The 23,653-nt window shown below is 71.6% G+C and carries 23 protein-coding genes and 2 pseudogenes; 20 read left to right on the top strand and 5 right to left on the bottom strand.

All coding sequences use genetic code 11. The features are described from left to right. Positions 1–20: 20 nt before the first annotated feature. The 3 genes from FB471_RS16725 to FB471_RS16715 all read left to right on the top strand — a co-directional run bounded on the left by FB471_RS16725 (position 21) and on the right by FB471_RS16715 (position 2,797). Positions 21–848, top strand: coding sequence for an LLM class F420-dependent oxidoreductase (locus tag FB471_RS16725; RefSeq protein WP_141999375.1), 828 nt, complete (start codon positions 21–23; stop codon positions 846–848). Positions 849–934: 86 nt separating this feature from the next. Continuing rightward, complete coding sequence (gene fbaA / locus FB471_RS16720; protein WP_141999374.1) at positions 935–1,966, top strand: class II fructose-bisphosphate aldolase; 1,032 nt, start codon at positions 935–937, stop codon at positions 1,964–1,966. A gap of 417 nt (positions 1,967–2,383) precedes the next feature. Further along, positions 2,384–2,797, top strand: a complete 414-nt coding sequence (locus tag FB471_RS16715; protein ID WP_141999373.1) for a DUF3151 domain-containing protein — start codon at positions 2,384–2,386, stop codon at positions 2,795–2,797. 78 nt (positions 2,798–2,875) lie between these two features. Here the strand turns inward: FB471_RS16715 and FB471_RS16710 are convergent, their stop codons facing one another. Continuing rightward, a complete protein-coding gene (locus FB471_RS16710; RefSeq protein WP_141999372.1) occupies positions 2,876–4,105 on the bottom strand; it encodes a lipase family protein in 1,230 nt (409 codons plus the stop codon). Between the two features lie 71 nt (positions 4,106–4,176). Between FB471_RS16710 and FB471_RS16705 the strand changes: the two genes are divergently transcribed. Beyond that, positions 4,177–4,827, top strand: a complete 651-nt coding sequence (locus tag FB471_RS16705) for a TetR/AcrR family transcriptional regulator (RefSeq protein ID WP_141999371.1) — start codon at positions 4,177–4,179, stop codon at positions 4,825–4,827. 91 nt (positions 4,828–4,918) lie between these two features. Here the strand turns inward: FB471_RS16705 and FB471_RS16700 are convergent, their stop codons facing one another. Beyond that, the gene (locus FB471_RS16700) at positions 4,919–5,575 is read right to left on the bottom strand and encodes a hypothetical protein (protein ID WP_141999370.1); all 657 of its coding nucleotides are present in this window, start codon (positions 5,573–5,575) and stop codon (positions 4,919–4,921) included. Positions 5,576–5,672: 97 nt separating this feature from the next. On the opposite strand from FB471_RS16700, the gene FB471_RS16695 reads away from it, so the two are divergent. The 3 genes from FB471_RS16695 to FB471_RS16685 all read left to right on the top strand — a co-directional run bounded on the left by FB471_RS16695 (position 5,673) and on the right by FB471_RS16685 (position 9,266). Continuing rightward, positions 5,673–6,959, top strand: a complete 1,287-nt coding sequence (locus FB471_RS16695) for an adenylosuccinate synthase (RefSeq protein WP_141999369.1) — start codon at positions 5,673–5,675, stop codon at positions 6,957–6,959. 57 nt (positions 6,960–7,016) lie between these two features. Then, the gene (locus FB471_RS16690; RefSeq protein WP_142002053.1) at positions 7,017–7,958 is read left to right on the top strand and encodes a TIGR03564 family F420-dependent LLM class oxidoreductase; all 942 of its coding nucleotides are present in this window, start codon (positions 7,017–7,019) and stop codon (positions 7,956–7,958) included. A 90-nt stretch (positions 7,959–8,048) separates the two neighbouring features. Further along, the gene (locus tag FB471_RS16685) at positions 8,049–9,266 is read left to right on the top strand and encodes an MFS transporter (protein ID WP_141999368.1); all 1,218 of its coding nucleotides are present in this window, start codon (positions 8,049–8,051) and stop codon (positions 9,264–9,266) included. On the opposite strand, the gene FB471_RS16680 is transcribed toward FB471_RS16685, so the two are convergent. Beyond that, positions 9,263–10,387 (bottom strand): glycerophosphodiester phosphodiesterase, encoded by a 1,125-nt coding sequence (locus tag FB471_RS16680; RefSeq protein ID WP_170220832.1) that lies wholly within the window; start codon positions 10,385–10,387, stop codon positions 9,263–9,265. The genes FB471_RS16685 and FB471_RS16680 overlap by 4 nt on opposite strands. Positions 10,388–10,652: 265 nt before the next feature. On the opposite strand from FB471_RS16680, the gene purD reads away from it, so the two are divergent. From purD to FB471_RS34130, 10 genes and pseudogenes are all read left to right on the top strand, one after another. Continuing rightward, positions 10,653–11,915 carry a phosphoribosylamine--glycine ligase gene (gene purD / locus FB471_RS16675; RefSeq protein ID WP_141999367.1) on the top strand — a complete coding sequence of 421 codons (1,263 nt, stop codon included), beginning with the start codon at positions 10,653–10,655 and terminating at the stop codon, positions 11,913–11,915. A 136-nt stretch (positions 11,916–12,051) separates the two neighbouring features. Continuing rightward, on the top strand, positions 12,052–12,480 hold the full coding sequence (locus FB471_RS16670) for a hypothetical protein (protein ID WP_246076440.1): 429 nt from the start codon (positions 12,052–12,054) through the stop codon (positions 12,478–12,480). Beyond that, positions 12,458–13,036, top strand: coding sequence for a DUF3558 domain-containing protein (locus FB471_RS16665; protein ID WP_246076439.1), 579 nt, complete (start codon positions 12,458–12,460; stop codon positions 13,034–13,036). The genes FB471_RS16670 and FB471_RS16665 overlap by 23 nt, the downstream gene beginning before the upstream one ends. A gap of 5 nt (positions 13,037–13,041) precedes the next feature. Beyond that, complete coding sequence (locus tag FB471_RS16660) at positions 13,042–14,730, top strand: PPE domain-containing protein (protein WP_141999366.1); 1,689 nt, start codon at positions 13,042–13,044, stop codon at positions 14,728–14,730. 175 nt (positions 14,731–14,905) lie between these two features. Continuing rightward, positions 14,906–15,682 (top strand): ESX secretion-associated protein EspG, encoded by a 777-nt coding sequence (locus FB471_RS16655; RefSeq protein WP_141999365.1) that lies wholly within the window; start codon positions 14,906–14,908, stop codon positions 15,680–15,682. Between the two features lie 141 nt (positions 15,683–15,823). Continuing rightward, positions 15,824–16,117, top strand: a complete 294-nt coding sequence (locus FB471_RS16650) for a hypothetical protein (protein ID WP_141999364.1) — start codon at positions 15,824–15,826, stop codon at positions 16,115–16,117. A 28-nt stretch (positions 16,118–16,145) separates the two neighbouring features. Beyond that, positions 16,146–16,451 (top strand): annotated as a pseudogene (locus tag FB471_RS35135) (WXG100 family type VII secretion target); the annotation flags it as partial. A 1,740-nt stretch (positions 16,452–18,191) separates the two neighbouring features. Continuing rightward, a pseudogene (locus FB471_RS35130) lies at positions 18,192–18,407 on the top strand (transglycosylase SLT domain-containing protein); the annotation flags it as partial. Positions 18,408–18,520: 113 nt separating this feature from the next. Next, positions 18,521–19,699, top strand: coding sequence for an aminotransferase class I/II-fold pyridoxal phosphate-dependent enzyme (locus tag FB471_RS16630; protein ID WP_141999363.1), 1,179 nt, complete (start codon positions 18,521–18,523; stop codon positions 19,697–19,699). A 105-nt stretch (positions 19,700–19,804) separates the two neighbouring features. Further along, the gene (locus FB471_RS34130) at positions 19,805–19,978 is read left to right on the top strand and encodes a hypothetical protein (protein ID WP_170220831.1); all 174 of its coding nucleotides are present in this window, start codon (positions 19,805–19,807) and stop codon (positions 19,976–19,978) included. An 8-nt stretch (positions 19,979–19,986) separates the two neighbouring features. On the opposite strand, the gene FB471_RS16625 is transcribed toward FB471_RS34130, so the two are convergent. Together FB471_RS16625 and FB471_RS16620 are read right to left on the bottom strand one after the other, a co-directional pair. After that, positions 19,987–20,571, bottom strand: coding sequence for an HAD family hydrolase (locus tag FB471_RS16625; RefSeq protein WP_141999362.1), 585 nt, complete (start codon positions 20,569–20,571; stop codon positions 19,987–19,989). After that, positions 20,568–21,599, bottom strand: a complete 1,032-nt coding sequence (locus tag FB471_RS16620; RefSeq protein ID WP_141999361.1) for a threonine aldolase family protein — start codon at positions 21,597–21,599, stop codon at positions 20,568–20,570. The genes FB471_RS16625 and FB471_RS16620 overlap by 4 nt, the downstream gene beginning before the upstream one ends. A gap of 165 nt (positions 21,600–21,764) precedes the next feature. Here FB471_RS16620 and FB471_RS16615 point away from each other — a divergent pair, with 165 nt between their 5' ends. The 3 genes from FB471_RS16615 to FB471_RS16605 are packed head-to-tail and all read left to right on the top strand — an operon-like array spanning position 21,765 to position 23,632. Next, positions 21,765–22,271: a SigE family RNA polymerase sigma factor gene (locus tag FB471_RS16615; protein ID WP_141999360.1), complete on the top strand. Its 507-nt coding sequence runs from the start codon at positions 21,765–21,767 to the stop codon at positions 22,269–22,271. After that, positions 22,264–23,010 carry a hypothetical protein gene (locus FB471_RS16610; protein WP_141999359.1) on the top strand — a complete coding sequence of 249 codons (747 nt, stop codon included), beginning with the start codon at positions 22,264–22,266 and terminating at the stop codon, positions 23,008–23,010. The genes FB471_RS16615 and FB471_RS16610 overlap by 8 nt, the downstream gene beginning before the upstream one ends. 28 nt (positions 23,011–23,038) lie before the next feature. After that, positions 23,039–23,632, top strand: a complete 594-nt coding sequence (locus FB471_RS16605) for a TetR/AcrR family transcriptional regulator (RefSeq protein ID WP_141999358.1) — start codon at positions 23,039–23,041, stop codon at positions 23,630–23,632. Positions 23,633–23,653: the final 21 nt, after the last annotated feature.

The following is a 23,653-nucleotide window of genomic DNA, read 5'->3' as shown; positions in this document are numbered from 1 at the left end:
CTTCGACCGTTGGCAGCCACATGGGTATCGAACTGGGCAAGATCGGAGTGTGGCGGGCCGGCGCGGTGGATCCCGAGTTCGCCGAGGAGGCCGAGCGGCTGGGCTACGGGACGATCTGGATCGGTGGCTCGCCACCGGCCGACCTCGCCGCGGTGGACGGGCTGCTCGAGGCGACCCGCAAGATCGCGGTCGCCACCGGGATCGTGAACATGTGGACCGCGGGCGCGGCCGAGGTCGCGGCCTCCTACCACCGCATCGCGGTGGACCACGCGAACCGGTTCCTGCTCGGGGTCGGTGTCGGGCACCCGGAGATGCAGGACGCCTACACCAGCCCGTACCAGAAGATCCTGGGATACCTGGACGAACTGGACGCCGTCGGGGTGCCCGCCGGTTCGGTCGTGCTGGCCGCGCTCGGCCCGAAGGTACTGCGGGTCGCCGGTGAGCGGACCGCGGGCGCGCACCCGTACCTGACCACCCCCGAGCACACCCGGCAGGCCCGCGAGACGCTGGGCTCCGGCCCGCTGCTGGCACCCGAGCAGAAGGTGGTGCTGGACACCGACCCGGAGCGCGCGCGGGCGATCGCCCGCCCGGTCGTCGGTGCCTATCTCGGCCTGCGCAACTACACCAACAGCCTGCTCCGCTTCGGCTACACCGAGCTGGACTTCTACAACGGCGGCAGCGACCGGCTGGTGGACGCCCTCGCGCTGCACGGGGACGCCGCGACCATCGCCCGTGGCATCACCGCGCACCTGGAAGCGGGGGCCGACCACGTCGCCGTCCAGGTGCTCACCGCGGACGGGGCCGACCCGCGACCCGCCTACCGGGAGCTCGCGGCCGCCCTGTTCTAGCGGGTTCCCTCGTGGGGTGCTGCCGGGTCGCCGGTGCCTCGTAGGATGCGGGCGTAGGCGCCTGCTATCCGAGGAGGACGAAACCCATGCCCATCGCGACCCCCGAGGTCTACGCGGAGATGCTGGACAAGGCCAAGGGAGGGGAGTTCGCCTACCCGGCCATCAACGTGACCTCGTCGGAGACCCTGAACGCCGCGCTGCGCGGCTTCGCCGAGGCGGAGAGCGACGGGATCATCCAGTTCTCCACCGGCGGTTCCGAGTTCGCCTCCGGCACCAAGGTCAAGGACATGGTGACCGGTGCCTCCGCGCTCGCCGAGTTCGCGCACGTGGTCGCCGCGAAGTACCCGGTGAACATCGCGCTGCACACCGATCACTGCCCGAAGGACAAGCTGGACGGCTTCGTCCGGCCGCTGCTGGAGATCTCGCAGGAGCGGGTGGACCGCGGGGAGAACCCGCTGTTCCAGTCGCACATGTGGGACGGCTCGGCGATCGACCTGGACGAGAACCTGGAGATCGCGGGTGAGCTGCTGGCAAAGGCCGCCGCCGCGAAGATCATCCTCGAGGTGGAGATCGGCGTCGTCGGCGGCGAGGAGGACGGCGTCTCGAACGAGATCAACGAGAAGCTGTACACCGCCGAGGGCGACTTCGTGAAGACCGTGGACACGCTCGGTGCCGGGGACAAGGGCCGGTACCTGCTCGCCGCGACCTTCGGCAACGTGCACGGCTCGTACAAGCCGGGCGCGGTCCAGCTCCGGCCGGACGTGCTCGAGCGCGGGCAGGCGGTGGCCGCCGAGAAGCTCGGCCTTCCCGCGGGCTCGAAGCCGTTCGAGCTGGTGTTCCACGGCGGTTCCGGCTCGCTGCTGGAGGAGATCCACGAGGCGCTGTCCTACGGCGTGATCAAGATGAACGTGGACACCGACACCCAGTACGCCTTCTCCCGCCCGATCGCCGACCACTTCTTCAAGAACTACGACGGCGTGCTGAAGATCGACGGCGAGGTGGGCAACAAGAAGGCCTACGACCCGCGTAGCTACCTCAAGGTCGCCGAGGCGGCGATGGCCGACCGCGTGGTGGAGGCCACCCGGGCCCTCAAGTCCACCGGCCAGACCCTCCGCTGACCAGCCCACCGCCAGGAGTGACCGTTCCTGGTGACGACGCCGGGAACGGTCACTCATGGCAGCGGGGAAGTTCACCCGGATGAGTGGTGGATTTGCCCTGGATCTCGGGGTAGCGGCAAGGTGACGGGATGATGTCCAAACGCGTTGTGGCCACGGTGCTGATCGCCGCGCTGGTGCTGGTCGGCGCGACGACGGTGCTGACCACCTTGCTCTGACAGAGCGTCCGAGCGCCGCTGAGACCTGCTGTGGCGAGCGGAAGAACGCGCGTTGGGTGCAGCCCACGAGCGGGGAGGCGGGGCGAGCGACCTGCGGAGGTGACGGTCGTGACCAGAGTCCGAGTCCCGCCGAGCCGACCGCGCCGCGCGCTTCCAGGCGAACACTGAGGTTCCCTTCCGGCGTTTCTGCCAGAATTGCGGCATGACGCACGCCAACCTGCTCGGCCCCGAGCCGACCCGCCTTCCGGAGCGCGCCGACGCCGAGGCCGCGATGGACTCCGGCACCGACCCCACCGAGGTCGCCGCCGAGCACCCCGACTACAGCGAGGCGTGGGCAGCGCTGGCCGAGAAGTCCCTTGCCGCCGGCGAGGTGATCGCCGCCTATGCCTACGCGCGCACCGGTTACCACCGTGGACTCGACCAGCTACGCAGGGCCGGCTGGAAGGGGCACGGTCCGGTCCCCTGGGAGCACCGCCCGAACCAGGGCTTCCTGCGGGCGCTGGCGGCCCTCGGCACCGCGGCGGGCCGGATCGGGGAAGCCGAGGAGTACGAGCGTTGCAAGCAGTTCCTCACCGAATCCGATCCGGCCGCGGCGGAGGCCACCGGGCTGTCCTGACCCGGGCTCAGTGCCGGTTCCTCAGCGCGCGTTCTTCCGCTCGCCTCGGGCAGCCAAGTCCAGTCCGGGAACAGGTTCTCAGAACCGCCCGCAGTTGTCCGGCGGCGTCTTGCCCGCGAACCGATCACCGAGCCAGAGGAACATCTCCGGGAACGCCCGGATCGCGCCGCCCACGTGCGTGGGCACCAGCGAGCTGCTGAACTGCACGTTCGAGCCGCCGGAGCACCACTCGCGGGCCATCCGCCTGCCCTGGTCGTAGGGCACGATGTCGTCCAGCACGCTGTGCACCACCAGCATCGGCACCTCGGGCGGCCGCTCGCCGATCCGCTGCTCGGCGACCCGCGAGGCATACGGTTCCTCGTCGAGGTAGGCCGAGAGCGGGCGGCCGTCCCTGGTCAGGTCGGTCGACTTGGTGAAGGCGTGCGCCGCGATCGCCTGCGGGGTGCACTGGTGCTCGACCTCACTCAGCAGCCGCTTGCCCCGCTCGTTCAGCACGTCCGGGATGTTCAGCTCCGGGTACGCCTCGTCCATGCTGAGCAGCGCGTAGCCGAGGAAGCCCGCGGCATAGTGCCCGTCCAGGTTCTCTGCCACCACGGCAAGGTCGGCCGGTACCGCCCCGGCGTAGGAGCCGCGCAGGTCCAGTTCGGGTGCGTACTCCGGGTGCAGCTCGGCGGCGGCGGCCGAGGCCCCGCCGCCCTGCGAGTACCCCGCGGTGGCCACCGGTCCCGCGCCCGGAAGGTCCGCCTCGGGCAGCCGCTGCGCGGCCCGGACCGCGTCCAGCACGGCGTGCCCCTCGGCGGCCCGGTTCACGTAGGTGTGCATCCCCGGCGTGCCCAGCCCCTCGTAGTCGGTGACCACCACGCCGTAGCCGCGGGTCAGCAGGCCGGCGATGAACGGGCCCTCGTACTCGAGACCCGCGGACAGTGCCTTGGACGGTGCGCACTCATCGCCGACACCCTGGGTACCGGGCGCGTATCCGACGACCGGGCGCGGGCCCTCCCCCCGCCACGGCGAGTTCGGGGTCAGCACGGTCCCGGTGACGGCGATCGGCTCGCCGTGGGTGTCCGTGCTGCGGTACATGATCCGCTGGACCTGCGCGTCCGGCCGGATCAGCTTGATCGGATCGATGAAGAACTCGGCAGGTTCGTGCCGGATGATGTCCCCGTTCTCGCCCGGGGGTAGCGGAGTCGGGGGATCATAGAACGACTCCGCCGCGGCCGGGGCGGCGCCGACCGTCAGGACAGCCATGCCGGTGGCCGCGGCGAGCAGGGTGCCGAGCAACCGACGGGCGCGGGAGGGAACGCGCATACTTGCTCCTCATCGAGCGGGAAAGTTTTCGACATCACTGTCGAAAAAGAGATTGGGTGAGGTGACTCACGATGTCAACCCCGTCCCGCAGGGGTCCGGGACGCCCGCGCAAGCTGTCGGTCGCGCGGCAGCGGAGGCTGGTGCTGACCGCGGCCAGGCAGGTGTTCGCCGAGCAGGGGATGCAGGCCGCGACGGTCGGGCAGATCGCGGGGCGGGCCGGGCTGAGCAGGCAGAGCGTGTACGAGCAGTTCGGGGACAAGGCCGGGCTGTTCGCCGAGGTCGTCGCCGAGGTGGAACACCTCGCCTTCGAGTGGATCAGCGCAAGGGCGACGGACGAGACCGCACCGGACCTGCGGGCATGGGCGCGGCGCAACTACGCCGCCCTGTTCGACTTCGCGCACGAACACCCGGACGCGCTACCGGTGCTGCAGGAGGCCGAGCGCGCGGGCGACCCCGCGATGACCCGCATCCGCGCCCGGCTGGTCCCGCTGTACACCGAGGCCAGCAGGCAGCGCTGGGCCGCGCACGGGGTGGAGCCGGGCCGGGCGGACACCGCGCTGGTCGCGATGTACTTCGCGATGACCGAGACCGTGCTGCGGCTGGACTGGCAGGGCGCGCCCCCGGACCGCTCGGCGCTGATCGACCTGCTCACCGAGTTCACCGTCGGCGGCGTGCTGCGGCTGTACGAGCACGGCGACGGCGTCCTCGGCAAGCTCCGCTGACCAAAGGTCCCTGAACGTGGCTTTCCGGACGTTGAACGTCTCAAAAGTGCCGTTCGCAACACTGAGCGTCGCGATCGCCACGTTCAGGGCCTCACCCGGTGCGGATCAGGCGCAGGTCCTCGGTGTGCCGGTACCAGGTCCACCGGTTCACCGTCCGGGAGAAGGGCACCCCGTCCAGGATCGGGGTCGTGGGCAGGCAGCCGAGCTCGAAGGCCCTGCCGGCGAAGGTGGAGCTGCGTCGCAGCAGCGTGCCCCTGGTGATCCTGGCCACCAGCCCGGCCTCGACATCCGGTTCGACCTCGATCCGCCGGGCACCGCCGCGCAGCGCCCGCTGGTCGTCGCAGTAACCGACGCCACGTACCGGTCCGATAACACCACGCCCGGCCAGCACTCCGCCGGAATCGTCCCGGATGAGCGGAACCGGATCCACCTCACCGCCCCAGGCCAGCGCGAGCGCGCGGAGGGGATCGGTGGGCAGCCCCCACAGCCCGGCCACCGCGGAACGCGGCTCGGCCGGGATGTAACCGACCTTCGTGGTGGCGATTTTTTCCTTGCGCAGCAAGCGAAGCAGTACGGCAGCGAGGTCGGCGTCGGTGCCGGCGACCATCAGGTGCCCGGCCTCCTCGCCGACCAGCAAGGGGTCCACCGCGGCCTTGCCTGGCCGCGCGGGCAGCCGTTCGGTCCGTACGTCGTCGGCCTCGGGCAGCTCCGGCGCGTGCTGCCCGCAGATCAGTACCAGTCCGCGCACGTAACCATCCTCCGTTACAGTCATGCACCGGCATTCACCAGCGCCACCGGCCGACTCGGCCGAATACTGTCCTGTTGCCGAACACCTGGAGTTTCACATGCCGGCCATCGTGCTCATCGGTGCCCAATGGGGCGACGAAGGCAAGGGCAAGGCCACCGACCTACTCGGGGACCGGGTGCAGTGGGTGGTGCGTTACCAGGGGGGCAACAACGCGGGTCACACCGTCGTGCTGCCGGACGGCCAGGATTTCGCGTTGAAGCTCATCCCCTCCGGCATTCTCACTCCCGGCGTGGCCAACGTGATCGCCAACGGGGTCGTGATCGACCCCGGCGCGCTGCTGGACGAGCTCACCGGCCTCGAGGACCGGGGTGTGGACACCTCGGGGCTGATGCTCTCCGCCGACGCGCATCTGATCATGCCGTATCACGTCGCGATCGATAAGGTCACCGAGCGCTACCTGGGCGCGAAGAAGATCGGCACCACCGGCCGCGGGATCGGCCCCTGCTACCAGGACAAGGTGGCCAGGGTCGGCGTCCGGGTGCAGGACCTGCTGGACGAGAAGATCCTGCGGCAGAAGGTGGAAGCCGCACTGGACTTCAAGAACCAGGTGCTGGTGAAGGTCTACAACCGCAAGGCCCTGGACGCCGAGCAGGTCGCGAACGAGGTGCTCGAGCAGGGCGAGCGGTTCGCCGACCGGATCGCCGACACCCGGCTCGAGCTGAACAAGGCGCTGGAGCGCGGCGAGCTGGTGCTGCTGGAAGGGTCCCAGGGCACGATGCTCGACGTGGACCACGGCACCTACCCGTTCGTCACCTCCTCCAACCCCACCTCCGGTGGTGCGAGCGCGGGTTCCGGGATCGGGCCCGGCCGGATCACCACGGTGCTCGGCATCCTCAAGGCGTACACCACCAGGGTCGGCTCCGGCCCGTTTCCGACCGAGCTGGACGACGAGATGGGCGAGCGCCTGCGCAAGGTGGGCGGCGAGGTCGGCGTGAACACCGGGCGGTCGCGGCGTACCGGCTGGTTCGACGCGGTGATCGCCCGGTACGCCACCAGGGTCAACGGGGTCACCGACTTCTTCCTCACCAAGCTGGACGTGCTGTCCGGCCTGGAGACGGTCCCGGTGTGCGTGGCCTACGAGGTGGACGGCTTCCGCACCGAGGACATGCCGATGACGCAGACCGACGTGCACCACGCCACGCCGATCTACGAGGAGCTGCCCGGCTGGTGGGAGGACATCAGCGAGTGCCGCACCTTCGCCGACCTGCCCGCCAACGCCCAGGCCTATGTGGAGCGGCTGGAGGAGCTGGCCGGCGCCAGGGTCTCCGCGATCGGCGTCGGCCCCGGGCGGGAGCAGACCATCGTGCGGCACGAGTTCGCCTGAGCCGTTTCGGTTGCTGGGAAACGGAATACCGTCCCGGTGGTGCGGTTGCACACCGGTATGAGCATCGGAGTGGCACTACCCGCGAGTGAGGCGGGCGCGACGGACAACATCGTCGAGACCCTGATCGAACGCACCGGTGAGGCGGCGGCGGCCGGCCTGCGCTCGGCGTGGTTCCCGCAGATCATGGACGTGGACGCGATCACCATGGCCGCGCTGGCCGGGCGCGCGGTGCCGGAGATCGCGGTGGGCACCTACGTGGTGCCGATCTACCCCCGGCACCCGCTGCTGATCGGCGGTGCCGCGCAGACCGCGCAGGCGGCCACCGGCGGCCGGTTCACCCTCGGCGTGGGGCTGGGTGCGCAGAACGTGCAGGAACCGGCGTTCGGCGTCCCCTACCCGCCGCCCATCCAGAACCTGCGCGAGCAGCTGACCGTGCTGCGCGAGGTGCTGGCCGGCGAGCAGGTGGACTACACGGGCAAGCTGGTGACCGCCCGCCCGCCGCTGTCCACCCGGGTGCCTGGGGCACAGCCGCCCGTGCCGCTGCATGTGGCCGCGATGGGCCCGCAGGCGCTGAAGGTCACCGGGGAGTTGGCCGACGGCACGATGCCGTACCTGGCGGGCCCACGGGCGCTCGGCGAGTTCATCGTGCCGACCATCAGCGCCGCCGCCGAGGGTGCGGGCCGACCGGCACCCGCCGTCACCGCCGCGGTGCCCGCGCTGGTCACCGATCAGGTGAGCGAGGCGCGGGAGTTGGCAGCCGAGCAACTCGCCTTCTACGACACCATCCCGTCCTACCAGCGGGTCATCGACCGGGAAGGAGTCTCCCGCGCCCTCGACCTTGCCCTGATCGGCGACGAGGAGACGGTCGCGGCGGGGTTGCGGCGGTACCTGGACGCGGGTGTGACCGAGCTGGTGCTGGTCAACACCGGCCTGAACGGCGAGCAGGACCGCCTGCGCACCTGGCGGTTGGCGGGCGAGCTGGCCAAGAGCTTCCACTGAACGGAAGGCAACGGTAGTCAACCTCCGTACGCATTGCGCACCATCGGACGCTTAGCGAACACCTGTCGCGATGGAGCACGGGAGGTTGCCATGACCACTGCCGGAGTCCGGGACGCGCGCTGGGTGGTGCCGCTGTGCTGGGCGGCCGTCCTGCTCGACGGCTTCGACCTCGTGGTGCTCGGTGCGGTCATCCCCGTCCTGCTCGACGACGGGGTCTGGGGAATGACCGCGGGCACCGCCTCGGTGGTCTCCACCGTCGGGTTGGTCGGCATGATGCTGGGCGCGCTGGCGATCGGGACCGTCACCGACGTAATCGGCAGGCGCAAGGCGCTGATCCTGGCGGTGGTCTCCTTCTCCGCGTTCACCCTGCTGTGCGCGGTCGCGCCCTCGGCCTTCCTGTTCGGCCTGCTGCGCTTCCTCGCCGGGCTCGGCCTCGGTGGCTGCCTGCCGACCGCCATCACGCTGGTGACCGAGTTCGCCCGTTCCGGGCGGAACAGCTCGGCCACCACCACGATCATGACCGGCTACCACGTCGGGGCCGTGCTGACCGCGCTGCTCGGGCTGCTGGTGATCGAACCGCTGGGCTGGCGGGCGATGTTCGTGCTCGGCGCCGCCCCCGCGCTGGTACTCGTCCCGCTGATGGTGCGGCACCTGCCGGAATCGGAAGCCTTCACCAGCACCTCCCGGGCCGCGCGGGGCGGATCGACCGCCGTCCGCACGTTGTTCCACAGTGGACTACTGCGCGCGACGATCGCGTTCTGGGTCGCGTCCTTCATGGGGCTGCTGCTGGTCTACGGGATGAACACCTGGCTGCCGGAGATCATGCGGGAGGCGGGTTACCCGCTCGGTGCGGCGCTCGGCTTCCTGCTGACCCTGAACGTGGGCGCGGTCCTCGGCCTGCTCGCCGCGGGGCGGGTCGCCGACCGGATCGGCGTGCGCCCCTCGGCGATCGGCTGGTTCGCCGCGGCCGCGGTGTTCCTCGCCCTGCTGAGCATCAAGCTGCCCGGCGTCGGGGTCTACCTCGCCGTGCTGATCGCCGGGTTCTTCGTGTTCAGCGCGCAGGTACTGGTGTACGCCTACGTCGGCAGCACCTACCCCGCCGCCGGCCGAGCCACCGGACTCGGCTGGGCGGCCGGGGTCGGGCGGCTCGGCGCGATCAGCGGCCCGCTGCTGGGCGGGGCACTGGTCTCGGCGGGAATCGCGTACCCGTGGGGTTTCTACGCCTTCGCCGTGGTGGGTGCCGTGGCCGCGCTCGCGGTGCTGGCGGTCGGCTCCGCGCGGGAGGTGACCGCTGGCCGGTCGGGTTAGCGCCCGTCCCGCGCGGCCACCGCGATGTCCGGGTGATCGGCGAAGACGCCGTCGATCCCGGCGGCGCGGAACGCCTCGTACTCGGCGAAGATGTCGCCCCAGGCGGACGGATCAGCCGAGGACCGCAGATCCGTTGGCAGGAAGGCGTTCTCCACGCGGAAGGTGTACGGGTGCACCTGGAGCCGGAACCGGTGCGCGTCGGCCACCAGGCTGGTCGGCTCGGCGAGGTTGCCGTGCTCGTCCCGCGGGATGACCCGGTTCTTGTCCGGGCCGATCCCGTCGGCGTAGCGGGCGATCTCGGCGAGCCCGGTGCGGGTCACCAGGTCGTCGTAGGTACGCGGGTCACCGCCGGCCACGAAGTCGTACGGCGCCCCGGAACCGCCGATCAGCTGCACCAGCGGGACGCGCAGCTCGCGCTCGAGCCGCTTGAGGTTGCTCACCTCGAAGGACTGCACGTACACCTTCGCGTGCCGGTGGTTCAGCCCGTTGCGGTTGAGCGTGCGCACCAGCGCGGGCTCCAGCGCGAGGCCCTGCTCGCGGAAGTAGGTCGGGTGCTTGGTCTCCGGGTAGATCCCGATGCGCCGGTGCAGCCGCCAGGACAGCCGCCGGGTCAGGTCGATGATCTCCTGGAAGGTGGGGATCTCGTAACGGCCGTCGTAGATCGTGTTGTTCGGCCGCAGGTCCGGAATGCGCTCCGTGGCCCGCAGGGTCTTCAGCTCGGCGAGGGTGAAGTCCTCGGCGAACCAGCCGGTGACCTCCGCGCCGTCCAGCACCTTCGTGGTCTTGCGGTCGGCGAACTCGGGCCGTCGCGCGACATCGGTGGTGCCGCCGATCTCCGGCTCGTGCCGCGCGACCAGCACACCGTCCTTGGTGGTCACCAGGTCCGGCTCGACATAGTCGGCACCCATCCGCGCCGCCAGCTCGTAGCCGGCCAGCGTGTGCTCGGGGCGGTACCCTGAGGCGCCCCGGTGCCCGATGACCACGAGTTCATGGTGCCCCCGGCCCGCGGTGGCCGCAGCGGTACCGGTGTCCTGCGCGGCCGCCGAACCGGCGGCGACGCTCGTCACACCGAGCACGGCCAGACCGGACAGCGCCAGTGCCGCCAAGCGTGTTCTCACCATCGGGTGACCTCCAAGCGGAACTCTGCGACGTACCGCGCAACCCTCACCAGCGCGTGCGTCAAGCGGGCGAAGTGCACCGGGATGCTCGCTGACGGGACGGTGAACGTCGCGGGGCGGGACGAGTGTAGCCGCCACGGACGGTCACCACGGATTTCCTTCGTCAAGTCAACGTCTCCGCAGGCTCCGGGCGCCCCCATCGCCTGATCGTGCATAACACTCCTGGGGGAACTCGTCGACAAAGTTCCTCGGGGCTACCCTTTGACGCGTGCGCGTACTGGTAATCGGGTCCGGTGCCCGGGAACACGCCCTTGCCCTGGCCGCTTCGCACGATCCGGCGGTGACCGCACTGGCCTGTGCCCCCGGCAACGCGGGCATCGCGGCGATGGCCGAGCAGCTCGCCGTGGACGTGGCCGACCCGTCCGCGATCGCCGAGTTGGCCGGCGGGTGGCAGGCAGACCTGGTGGTGATCGGGCCGGAGGTGCCGCTGGTGGCCGGGGCCGCGGACGCCGTGCGCAAGGCCGGCATCGCCTGCTTCGGCCCCTCCGCCGACGCGGCCAGGATCGAGGGCTCCAAGTCCTTCGCCAAGGATGTGATGGCCGCGGCGAGGGTGCCGACCGCGCACAGCGAGATCGTGGACAACCCTGCGCACCTGGATGCCGCACTCGGCCGGTTCGGGCCGACCTGGGTGGTCAAGGACGACGGCCTCGCCGGGGGCAAGGGTGTCGTGGTCACCCCGGACGTCGATCTCGCCCGCAAGCACGCGATGACGCTGCTGGACGGTGGCCATCCCGTGCTACTCGAGTCCTATTTGGACGGGCCGGAGGCCTCGCTGTTCTGCCTCGTGGACGGGCGGACCGTGGTGCCGCTGCTGCCCGCGCAGGACTTCAAGCGGGTCGGCGACGGCGACGCGGGCCCGAACACCGGTGGGATGGGCGCCTACGCCCCGCTGCCGTGGGCGTCTCCCGGGCTGGTGGACGACATCGTGCGGACCATCGTGCGCCCGGTGGTGGACGAGCTCGCCGCGCGGGACACCCCGTTCTCCGGCCTGCTCTACACCGGACTCGCGCTGACCTCGTCCGGCCCCCAGGTGATCGAGTTCAACTGCCGGTTCGGCGACCCGGAGACGCAGGCCGTGCTGGCCCTGCTGGGCACCCCCCTGCCCGGGCTGCTGCATGCCACCGCCACCGGCCGGCTTGCCGAGCACCCGCCGCTGGAGTGGGCCGAGGGTGCCGCCGTCACGGTGGTGCTGGCGGCCGACGGCTACCCCGGCCTGCCGCGGACCGGGGACGTGATCACCGGCGCCGAGGCCGAGGGTGTGCTGCACGCGGGCACCCGCAGGCGGGAGGACGGTGCCGTGGTCTCGCACGGTGGCCGGGTGCTCGCCGTGGTGGGCACCGGGGAGGACCTCGAGGCCGCGCGGCAGCAGGCCTACCAGCGAGTGGACAAGGTGCACCTGCTCGGCGCGCACCACCGCACGGACATCGCGCTGCGTGCGGCCCGCGGCGAGGTCGCCGTCCCTGCCGGTTGAGAACCGGTTCCGGAAACGGCTCTCCGGGAACCACGCGGCTCCCTCCCGCGTCCAAAACTCAGGTCGCCATAACACGCAGGTTGGTAGCCTGCGCACAGGACTGGCCGGCTACCGACCGCAGGCGGGGGTGCGCACGATGTCAGACAATCCGTCAGGCAAGGACCAGCAACCGGACGGTTCGGGTGGGGGAGCGCTCGCCGCGTACTCGCTCGGGGCCGGCGTGCCCACGGCGCCGGACGCGCGGGACATCCGGGTCGACCCGAGCAGGCTGCTCGAGGTCGCCGCGGTCATCGAGACCCAGGCCAACCAGCTGCAGGACAAGGTGCGCGCCCAGCTGGAAGCGCTGCGGATCGAGCCGCCGTCCCAGGACGTGGTGAGCATCCACGCGGTCGAGGCGTGGAACAACGTCATCGTGGACGGCGAGGAGTCCTACGAGCGCCGGGTCCGCTCCTACGTCCAGGGGCTGCGGTCGCTGGTCGAGCAGCTGCGCGCGGCCAGTGCCGAGTACGAGGGCAGTGAGGACGAGCGGGCGGAGAGCTTCGGTGACCGGGTACCCGGCGCGTAGGCGCACCGTGCTGGCCGTGCTGGCCGCCGCCGGGCTGGCCGGCTGCGATTCCACGCCCGAAGCGGGCCCCGCGCCGACGGAGACCCCGAGCGGTGGGCCGGAACCCGGGTACCAGCGCCCGTTCGAGCTGCCGCTGGACGGGGTGGACCCGTGCGCCCTGCTCGGCACGGCGGACCTGGACGCGCTGGGGGTGAACAGCACGCCGCGGCGTTCCGGGGCGGCTTGTTCCTTCGACGTCGATCGAACCGAGCCGTACTACTCCTACGTGCTGGAGACCATGATCGACACCGGCCTCGACTCCATGCCCGCGGGTGCCCGGCGGGCGCACCGCATGCTGATCCGGAGGGACACCGTCGCCGGTTTCCCCGCGTTGACGCGGTACCGGAAGGGCCGGTGGCCGAGCGACTGCCAGACGCTGGTCGGCGTGGCCCGGGGGCAGACCCTGCGGGCGCAGCTCTACCCGGTCAGCCCGCGGGCGTTCGGCCTGCGGCAACTGTGTGACATGTCGGAGCGGGTGGCGACGCTCGCCGTGCAGACGTTACGAGCGAGGAAGTGAGACAGATGGACGGTTCGATCGTTCAGTACGGCAGCCTCGCGGAGCTGGTGGGCCGGATCCGGGACCAGCGCTTCGACGGCTACACCGACGAGGGCATCGCCGAGGAGATCGACCAGTTCCGCTCGGGGGCCGGCATCGGCAGCATCGGGGAGGCCGTGGCGGCGCTGAAGGCCGTCGGTGCCGCACTGGTGGAGACCGAGGACACCCTGCGCGAGGAGCTGGGCAGGCTCGGCGTCGAATGGCAGAGCGAGGCGGGCATCGCGGCAGGCGCCGCGGTCGAGCGCAAGGCGGAGTTCTCCGCAGACGCGAACGACAAGGTCACCGGCTCGGCGGAGAAGGTCTTCGCGCAGGGCGAGGCGTTCAACCGGACCCTCTACAAGTTGCCGGATCCGGAGGTGCTGCGGGCCGGGGCCGGCGGCTACACCTTCGGCGACTCGATGTTCAGCCTCATCGGCTTCGAGACCGATCACGCGCGCAAGGTCGCGCAGGGCAGGGAGGCGCGGCAGCAGGCACTGGAGGCGCTGAACGGCTACGCCAGGGAGAGCGGGGAGAACCTGGGCACGGTCGAGGAGATCGTCGAACCGGAGGCGCTGCGGATGAGCGCGCAGCAGCGGGTTCCCGGCTCGGTGGACGCCGGTGGGCCGCCGGTCGCGCCCGCGCCCGACACGACCACGGCCGCGGGCGCCGACGGCCAGCCGGTGCGCGGCACCGCACCGGGCCAGCCGGCCACCCCGGTCCGCCCGCCCGCACCGGAACCCGCGTCCGCCCCCGCCGGCATCGCGTCCCCTACCCCGGCGGCGCCCCGGCAGACGGGCGCCGTGCCCGGCGGCTCCGCGGTACCGGATCGCACCGCACCCAGCGCGGCGCCGAGCGCCCCGGCCGCGGACCGACCGGCGGGCGCGGCGGGCGGCGGCGTGGTCACCGGCTCCCGGCCGGCGGCGCAGGATCCGGCCGCGGGCGGGCGGCCGTCCACGGGCACCGGTGCCCCGCAACAACCGGGGGCCTCCGGCACGGTCGGCGCGGTGGCCGGTTCGCCGCAGGCATCGGGCTCCGGGACACCCGGTGGGCAGGCCGGGCAGGGTGCCCAGGGCGCGCTCGGCCGGGCCGGCGGCGGTGTCCCCGGCACCCCGGGCACCGGATCCGCCCCGGGTGGCGGGGGCGTCGGCAAGGTCGCCATGCCCGGCAACCAGGGCAGCGCGGCCCCGGAGGCGCCGCTCGCCAAGGGCAAGATGTCCAGCGCCGTCCCGGACGCGTCGGCCTCCGGGGCCACGGGCGGCACCGGTACCGGGGCCGGGGCCGGGGCGCCGCCGAGGGCGAGCGGCGCCGGCTCGAACCTGGCCATGGGCGCGACCGCGCTCGGCGCGGGTGGCGTCGCCGGGGCGATGAGCGGCGAGCAGGAGCGGCGGGGTCGCGGTGTCGGCAGGAGCGCCCCCGGGGCGGCCCAGTCGCCGCGTGCGCTGCCCATCGGGGACCTGCCCGAGGAGGAGGACCGGGCCAAGCGCAACACCGACCGGCTCAACCCCAAGGGGCGCGGTGGCCAGGACGGGCTGCTGGAACGGGCCGCCCCTTCCGAGGGCGAGGCCGACAGCGACCACGTGCGCAAGTTCGGCGTGGACGACCACGACCTGTTCACCGACCAGAGAATGGTCGCCCCGGATGTGATCGGTCCGGACGGCACCGGCGACGAGCGCTGAGCGCCCGTTGCCGAACCGGGCTTGGCCGCTTGAGACAAGTGGAAGAACGCGCGCGGCGACAGCCCACGATCGGAGAGGCCGGGCGCAGCATTCGCGGAGGTGACGTTGTGAAGGAAGTCCGAGCCCGGCCGAGCCGATCGTGTCGCGCGTTTGCAAGCAGACGCTGAGCGCCTGGATGGAGTCTTCGGCCGGCGGCAGCATCGTGCTGTCCACACTGGAGTTCGACGTCGTGTGGGAGGCCGAGCGGCTGCCGCCGCGGCATCCCGCGCTGGACGTGCCCAGCCCGGGCAGCACCCACAGCGAGCGGGCCGAGCTGGCCGAGCGGGCGTGGCGGGCCCTGGCCGGGCGCGGGCTGGCGAGGGCGGGCCGCGCCGGTGGCGGGCTGGTCGACCAGCTGCAGTTGCTGGCCCGGCCCAAGGCGGGCATCGACGTCTGGGTATGGGCCGAGCGCGAGATCAAGGGGATGGCGGTGGTCTCCGGCAGCCAGGCACTGCTGTGCGTGGTGGACGGTGCCGAGGTGTGGCTGATCCCGGTCTGGGAGAGCTCGCTCGCCGAGTCGGCGGTGTCGGTGGCCGGCGAGCTGGACCCGGGGGTCGGGCGTTCGGTCAGCCTGCCGCACGAGACGCTGCGCGCGGCCGACGCACAGGCCCGCGGCGACGCGAAGGCGCTGGTGACGGCGCTGGAGGACCGCCAGGTAGCGCTGTGGCAGGCGCAGGAGCTGGCCGGGATGCTGCTGGGCACGGTTTCCCGTGGGCAGTTCGGCGCGCAGCGCACCGCGCGGGACGGCCAGTCCCGTCGCGCCGGAAGGGTGGTCGCGTTTCACGACACCGATGCCGGCCGGTACCTGTTCCAGGTCCAGCGCAACACCGATGGTCGGGACTGGGCCACCATCGCGCCCGCGGACAGCGGGTTACTCGCCCAGCGGGTGTGGGAACTACTGGACGAAACCTGAATTGGTGGCCGCGCGATGAGCACAACGGGTTCCGGACGTTTTACAGTTGGCCCGGAACCACCCTGGGCAGGTCGACGTCCCATGGGCGGGAAAGCTGCGCGAAGGGGATGACGAGGCGTGCCGGTACATGATCCCGATTCCATGAACATCACGGCCGGAAACATCGGCAAGCTCGCGGGCGATTTCGAAACCGCGAAGGGCAGGGTAACCGGGGTGGCCGGGGAGAACCCGTTCGGCGCGATGGACACCTCGGACGGGATCTCCTCCGCGCTGGGCTCCTTCACGTCGGGAATGCAGGCCGAGCTCGCCGCCGCGGCCAGGTTGATGACGGCGACCAGCGAGGCCCTGCGGGACGCGGCGAAGGTAACCGCGGAAACCGATGAGGCGGCCAGGGACAGCCTGACCGTGCACAACCCGGACGATATGCGCGCGTAAGCGGGCCGAGCAGGCACAGGGGCCGAGCATGGGTGACGAGAGGACCGAGCCGGGGCAGCCGCCGGAGTGGCGCAAGGTCGAGGACAAGGCCGCGCAGGTGGAGAAGGTGAACCCCGGCGCCATCCACGATGTGTCCCGCCAGTTCGCCGAGGCTTCCAGGAGCGCGGGCGACCACAGCGCGGCGCTGCAGAACGCCACCAGCGCGTTGCAGGGCGGGGTGTGGGACGGCCCGGCCGCCGAGGCGTTCTTCGACTATGTCGGCCGGATCGGCGCCGCCAGCACCAAGGTCAAGGACAAGCTGGACGAGGTCGCCGCCGAGTTGGACACCCTGCAGGAGACCCTGGCCAGGCTCAAGCGGGATATCGAGCAGACGAGGGAAGACGCGAAGGAGGAGATCGAGGAGCGCAGTCGCCAGGCCGACACCGACGCCAAGGCCGCGCGCGAGCAGCAGGCGGCGTTCCAGCGTGGCGAGGTCGCCAAGCCGCCGCACCCGGACGAGGCCACCATCCGGGAGGAGGCGGCCAAGGCCAACGGTGAGACCGCCGAGCGGGCCGCCACCCGGATCGACGACCTGCTCACCCAGGCCAATGACGCCATCGAGAAGGCCATGCGCCTGGTCAAGGAGGAGGTCGGCGGCGGTTTCTCCGCGGTGCCGCAGCCCGGATCCGCCCCTACCGCGCCGAGCGGCAGCGGCGGGTTGAACGGGGCGGGCCCCGGCCCGAGCGTCGGCGGTGGCGGCAGTGGCGGCGGCGGTGGCTCCGGAGGAGGGGGCGGGGGCGCCGTCGGTGGCGGTGGCCTCGGCCCGAGTGGTGGCCCGCCGAGCTCCGGTCCGCCGCCGGGCAACGTGGAGCAGTGGATCCGGGAGGCCATCAAGATCCTGCAGGCCAACGGCATCCCGGTGACCGAGGACAACATCGACGAGATCTGGACGATCATCGAGAAGGAGTCCGGCGGTGATCCGCACGCGATCAACAACTGGGACTGCGTGCCGCTGGACACCATGATCCTGACCCGCAGGGGACGGCTGAAGCACGACCAGGTGCGGGCCGGGGACCAGACGATCGGCCGTAACCCGGCCACCGGCCGCAGCGAGTGGACCCGGATCGAGGAGGTCATCCACTACCAGGACGCGCCGCTGATCCGGATCGGCAACTCCCGCTGGCACGCCACCACCACGCCGAACCACCGCTGGGTCAACCTGCCGCGGGTCGGGGTGCGGCGTTCCGGGCTACCGGTGGTCTGCCCGGAGTGCGGCTACCAGCCGCGGTCCGCCGCGCAGCCGGCCAACGGCGTGGCCGTGCACCGGCGCAAGGCGCACGGGGTGGTGCCGCCCAAGCAGCAGAGCGCGTACGCCACCGAGTCCCAGTTCGTCAGCACCGCGGAGATCCGCAGCAGGGACCGGCTGCTGGTCGCCGCGCCCGCGGACACCCCTGCCGACCTGGACGTCACCGTGCGGGAGGCCGCGCTGCTCGGCTGGATCGCCGGGGACGGTCAGGTCGAGCACCGGGGGCGGCGGCTCACCATGTCGATCACCCAGTCCAAGCCGCGGGTGGTCGAGCAGGTGAGAAGCCTGCTGGCGGGCGTGCCGCACTCGGTGTCGGTGGACGACCGGGCAGGCCGCGCCCGGCACCAGTTCCGGCTGGAGCCGGGGTACACCCAGGATCTGCTGGCCCGCGCGGGGCATCCGAGGTCGGACGCGGTCACCCAGGTGCTCGCGATGTCCGGCGAGCAGCGGGAGGCGTGGCTGGAAGCCATCATCGACGCCGAGGGCACCCGCACGATGCAGCCGGGCTACACCAAGCCGCAGGTGACCATCTACCAGGCACCCGGTCCGGTGCTGGAGGCGACGACACTGGCCGTGTACCTTTCCGGCTCGCGCCCGCGGGTGCTGCACAGCAGCCGTTCGGAGCAGCCGGAGACCTGGAGCCCGGAGGCCGCGGTCAAGCTGAACAACGCCGTGATCAGTGGCTCGTTCCTGACCCGGGAGGACGCCGGCCGCGGGGAGGTCTGGTGCGTGCGCACCGGGCTGGGCACCTGGACGGCCTTCGAGGAGGAGCAGGTGTTCCTCACCGGGAACTCCAACGCCGCCAAGGGCACCCCCTCCAAGGGCCTGATGCAGTGCATCGACCCCACCTTCCAGGCGCACAAGCTCCCCGGCCACGGCGACATCTACAACCCGGTGGACAACATCATCGCCGGCGTCCGGTACACCTTCGACCGCTACGGCGGCTTCGAGGGCCATCCTGGGCTGAAGTCGATGGCCTCCGGCGGCGGCTACCAGGGTTACTGACCCCAGCTCCCCCGGCGTGTTTGCTCCCCACGCGCGCGTGTTTGCCGCTCATGCGCGTGAGTTGGCCGCTCATGCGCGTGAGTTTGCCATTCCGGTGCGCCTAGGGTGACGGCATGATCGACCCCGCCGCCTTCCCCGGGCCCTCCTCCCGCGCCGATGTCGCACCCTTCCACGTGATGGAGGTGCTGTCCGCGGCGCAGGCGCGGCAGCGCAGCCACGGCGACGTGATCGCGTTGTGCGCAGGGCAGCCCACCGCGGGCGCGCCACGCCCGGTGCTGGACGCCGCGGAGAAGGCGTTGCGTGCGGGGGACCTCGGCTACACCGTGCAACTCGGCATCCCGGAGCTGCGCGAGGCCATCGCCCGGCACTACCGGCACTGGTACGCGCTCGAGGTGAGCCCGCAGGACGTGATCGTGACGACCGGCTCCTCCGGCGGGTTCCTGCTGTCCTTCCTCTCCGCCTTCGAGGCCGGCGATCGGGTGGCGATGGCCCGGCCCGGCTATCCGGCGTACCGCAACCTGCTCACCGCGCTCGGCTGCGAGGTGATCGAGTTCGCCACCGACGAACACACCCGCTTCCAGCCGACCACCGAGTTGCTGGACACGCTCGGCCCGATCGACGGCCTGGTGGTGGCCAGCCCCGGCAACCCCACCGGCACCGCGCTGGCGCCGGCCGAGCTGGCCGCGATCGCGGGCTGGTGCTCGGCCCGCGGGGTGCAGCTGATCAGCGACGAGATCTACCACGGCATCTCCTACGGCACCGAGCTCGGCTGCGCATGGCACAGCTCGCGGGAGGCTCTGGTACTCGGCTCGTTCTCCAAGTACTTCGCGATGACCGGCTGGCGGCTCGGCTGGATGCTGGTGCCACGGCGGCTGCATCGCGCGGTGGACGTGCTGACCGGGAACTTCAACATCTGCCCGCCCGCGCTCGCCCAGCAGGCGGCGGTGGCCGCCTTCGAACCGGAGTCCTACGCGGAGCTGGACGGCCACGTCGAGCACTACCGGGCCAACCGCGAGCTGCTGGTGGCCGGCCTGCGGGAGATCGGCCTGGACAGGGTGGCCCCGGTGGACGGCGCGTTCTACGCCTACGCCGACGTCTCCGCGCACACCACGGACAGCCTGAGCTGGTGCCAGCGGCTGCTCGCGGACACCGGCCTCGCCATCACCCCGGGGGTCGACTTCGACCCGGTGCGGGGCGGGCGGTTCGTCCGGTTCTCCTTCGCCGGGTCACGGGCGGACCTCGCCCAGGGCGTCCGGCGGCTCGGCGGTTGGCTGGGTCCTGGAACTCCCTGAGGCCGACCCGGATATCTCCCTGATGCTTCGTCACATTACGAGCTATTTGCCTTCTTACATGGCAACCTGCAAGGAGAGACGCGAAGCTAGCGCGGAGGGAAGGCCATGTTCTGGAAGATCGTCGGAGTCCTGATCGTCGTCTGGCTGGCGTTCACGGTGCTCGGGTTCGTGATCAAGGGGCTGTTCTGGCTCGCCGTCATCGGTGGCGTGCTGTTCCTCGGCACCGCGGCCTACGGCGCGATCAAGGGCAAGAACGACCCCAAGCGCATCCGTTCCTGACCGGACGCCTACAGCGGCAGGTGTTGCCGGGCGGAAGCGGCCCCGAGCCAGCGCTCCGCGCGCAGCCCGGCGGCCCTTGCTCCGTCCACATTGTATTGACGGTCGTCCAGGAAGAAGCAGTCCGCGGGCGCCGCCTCCAGCCGGTCCAGCAGCATGGCGAAGATCGCCTTGTCCGGCTTGGCGATCCCGACATCGCCGGAGAACAGCAGGTCCCGGAAGTGCCGGGCCCACGGCTGGCGCTCGGCGAACCGGGCGAAGGACGCGGGCGCATTGGAGAGCAGGGCCAGCCGAACTCCCTTCGCGGACAGCGAGTCCAGCAGCTCCAGGGTGGCGTCCTCGGTGGGTGACCAGCCCGCGATGTCGATCTCGGTCAGCTCGGCGGAGGTGGCCTCGTCCACCCGCACGCCGAGCGCGTCACCGATCGCGCGCCAGTACTCCAGGTCCGAACACCCCCGGTCGTAGGCGTCGCGTCGCGCCCAGTAGGCCGGCTCGAAGTCCGCGCGGGGAACATCCAGACAGGCCGCGAGGTCGGGGATCGCCTCGGTGCGCCGGGAGATGACCTCGCCGTAGTCGAAGATCACCCAGCCTGTCACGCCGCCGCCTTGATCCGCCGCAGCACCTCGTCGATGTCCGCGGCCGAGATGTCCCGATGCGTCACGAATCGAACCTTACCCGCCATCGGCGAGGCCAGTACGTGCAGTGAACGCAGTGAGTCCAGGGTCATAGCCAGGTCGGCGACCGGGGCGAGGACGATATTGGTCTGCGGTTCGACCACCTGCCAGCCCAGCTCGGTGAGCCCTTCGGCGAGCTGCCGCGCCGCCGCGTGGCTCTCGGCCAGCTCGTCCACCCGGTCCAGCGCCAGCAGGCAGGCCGCCGCGAGTATCCCGCCCTGGCGCACCCCGCCGCCGAGCATGTGCCGCATCCGGCGGGCCTGCTCGATGAACTCCGCACTGCCGGCCAGCACCGAACCGACCGGGGCGCCGAGGCCCTTGCTGAAGCAGGCGGACACCGTGTCCACCCCGACGGTCAGCGCAGCCGGCAGCACGCCGAGGGTGACGGCGGCATGCCAGAGCCGGGCGCCGTCCAGGTGCACCCGCAGGCCTGCGTCCTTGGCGAGGGCGACCAGCCGGGCGTGCTCATGCGGCGGGGTGACCGCGCCGCCGGCCGCGTTGTGCGTGTTCTCCAGGCAGAGCAACGAGGTGCGCAGGCCGTAGTACGGGACCTCGCGTGGACCGACCGCGGCGCGCAACGCCCGCGGCGAGGGGCGGCCGGGCCCCGCGTCGTGGTCCAGCGGCTCCGGCATGCCCCCGGCCAGCCATGCGGCCGAGCCCAGCTCGTTGACCAGTACATGCGCGTCCCGGGGCGCCAGGAACCGGTCCCCGCGGCTGAGCTGGATGCTCAGCGCGATCAGGTTGGCCATGGTGCCGCTGGGCGTCCACAGCGCCGCCGGCATGCCCAGCACGGTGGCCGCCCGCCGTTCCAGCTCACGCATGGTCGGGTCGGTGTCGATCACGTTGTCGCCGACCTCGGCGGAGGACATCGCGGAGCGCATGGTGTCGTCCGGACGAGTGACGGTGTCCGAACGGAGGTCGATCACCGGGGGCACGGGAGAGGTCACCATCCGATCACATCATAGGAGTACTTGCGGATTCAATCGCGCGTGCACGTTAGGCGGAGCGTCAACCGGCTCACTCGATCGGGTAGAAGTTCACCTCCTCTCATGCAACCGTGGAACCCTCTAGTCCCGTCTTCCCCAGGACAACACACCGAGCGGAGAGCCAACCGCGTGGACCAGCGCGACGAGCAGGAGTTCGCGGAGTACTTCGCCGCAAGGCGCGACTCCGTGCGGCGCACCGCGTACATGCTCTGTGGCGACTGGGACAAGGCGGACGACCTCGCGCAGACGGCGTTCGTCGCGCTGCACCGGCGCTGGCGCAAGATCCGGGACCGGGCGGCGACCGACGCCTACCTGCGCAAGACCCTGGTGCGTGCCTCCATCGACGAGTCACGCCGGCCGTGGCGCCGGGAGCGGCAGACCGAGGAACTGCCCGAGCCCGCACCCGGCGGCGACCGGCTCGACGAGCTGGTCGCCACCAGGCAGGACCTGCTCGCGGCCCTGCGCAGGGTGCCGCCGAGGCAGCGTGCCGTGCTGGTCCTGCGCTACTTCGAGGGCCTGGACGTCAGCGGGGTGGCGAGCGTCCTCGGCTGCTCCGAGGGCAATGTGAAGAGCCAGACGGCACGCGGCCTGGCGAACCTGCGAGGCGTGCTGGAGGAGGTGGACACGCATGGATGAGAACGAGCTGCGCACGCTGTTCCGGGAAGCACCGGGGGAGCCGCCCGCGGCCGGCTTCGACGCCGAGCACGTGGCCGCCAGGTCCCGCCGCCTCACCGCGCGGCGCCGGATGGGAATCGCGGCCGGCGCCAGCAGCGTGGTGCTGGTACTTGCCGGGGCAGGTCTACTCGGTGTAGGTCTGGACATGGACCCGTTCGAGACTGCTCCGAATGCCGGATCGAGCGCGGTGGATGCCCAGCGCGATTCGGGGACCGAGTTCGGCGGGGCGGAGCAACCCGCCCAGCCCTCCGAGCGTCAACCGGATGAGGCACCCGCCCAAGGCTTCCCGGACTCCTCGCCCAAGCAGGGGGGCGAAGGGTCTGGGGAGGACGGCCCTCGGGCCGAGAGCACCTCAGGGTGCGACCAGGTCGACCGGGAGCTCGTTACCGCCCTCGCTGACGAGCTCCCGGTCACCGCTCAGCCGAAACCCGTGGTCAGCCGCCTCTGCGGCGCGGGATGGCGATCGGCCGGGGTGGCCGTCCGGGACGGCACGGTGTCCGGCCAGATCTCGGTCGTCGTGCTGCCTGCCGGCAGCACGCTCAGCCTCGCGCCGCAACCGCAGGGCAGCGAGCGGGCCAGCCACACCACCGGGGGTGGCGGCACCGTGTGGGTGCTGAGCACCCCCGCGCCGGAGGCGGGCACGGCGCCGTACGCCGGATCCGTCGACAGCCTGGCGGCGGCGCTGGCCGCGCGGTTCTGAGCCGACCGACTTGGCACAATGAGCCGTCATGACCACAGCCGCGAGTACGCCGAAGGGCGAGCGCAGGCGCGCCGCACTGGTCGAGGCCGCCGCCGGGTTGCTCGCCGAGGGCGGCTTCGACGCCGTCCGGCATCGGGCCGTGGCCGATCGAGCCGGCCTGCCGCTCGCCTCGACCACGTACTACTTCGACTCGCTGGACGACCTGGTCACCGCCGCCGTCGAGCACCATTCCCGCGCCGAGCTGGCTCAGGGCAGGCGTTGCCTCGACGACCTGACCACCCGTGACCGGGGGGTGGACGCGCTGGTCGAGCTGGTGCTGGAGCTGCTGCTCGGCCCGGAGCAGGCGGGCCGGGAGGCCGATGCCGAGGCCGTGCTGCTGCGCTATGAACGGCTGGTCGCCACCGGCAGGCGCACCTACCTGCGGCCGTTGATGCGCACCCTCTCCGTCGAGCTGAACGCCCTGCTCACCGAGATCTTCGCCCGGTCAGGCACCCCGGTGGACGCCGCCGAGCTGGAGCGGCTGATCGCGCTGGTGGACGGTGCCGTGGTGAACGCGCTGGTCGCCGTGGATCCCGAACCGAGGGCCGCCGCGGCCAGGATGCTGCGCAACGCCCTCAGCTGACCGCCCTCAGCTGACCCCATG

This window comes from Amycolatopsis cihanbeyliensis, assembly GCF_006715045.1.
GTDB classification, from domain to species: Bacteria; Actinomycetota; Actinomycetes; order Mycobacteriales; family Pseudonocardiaceae; genus Amycolatopsis; species Amycolatopsis cihanbeyliensis.
The sequence above is the reverse complement of the archived record's forward strand: the minus strand, read 5'-3'. Positions and strand labels throughout refer to the sequence as shown.